We start from the raw sequence: 444 nt of genomic DNA on the forward strand, positions 1-444 counted from the left end.
GGTGAAGTTGCCGGTGGCGTTGTCGGGGCGGATGACGCTGAACTCCGACCCGGCGGCGGGGGCGATGCGTTCGACATGGCCGCGCAGGGTCTGACCACCCAAGGCGTCCACCGTGATCTCGACCGGCTGGCCGACGCGAATGTTCTTCATCTGCGTCTCCTTCATATTGGCCGTGACCCAGACCACGTCCGGCACCAGACCCATCAGCTGGGTTCCCGCCGTCACATACTGGCCCTGACGCACGCCGATCTCGCCCAGACGGCCGGCGCGGGGGGCGACGATGCGGGTGTTGGCCAGGTCGATCTGGGCCAGACGCACGGCGGCCTGGGCGTTCTCGACGGCGGCGGCCAGGCTGTCGCGGCCGACGACGGCGGAGGTGACGCCGGTCTGGGCGATTCCCTCGGCGGCGCGGGCCTGGGCGACCTGGGCCTGGGCGCTGCGCAA

1 protein-coding gene is annotated in these 444 nt (G+C 71.2%); it reads right to left on the minus strand.

What is annotated here, in order from left to right:
- Positions 1-444, minus strand: a 444-nt coding sequence (locus tag B3T77_RS06920; RefSeq protein WP_292078327.1) for an HlyD family secretion protein, incomplete at both ends; no start/stop codon positions are given.

The sequence above is a fragment of the Brevundimonas sp. UBA7838 genome (genome assembly GCF_002500885.1).
GTDB classification, from domain to species: Bacteria; Pseudomonadota; Alphaproteobacteria; order Caulobacterales; family Caulobacteraceae; genus Brevundimonas; species Brevundimonas vesicularis_C.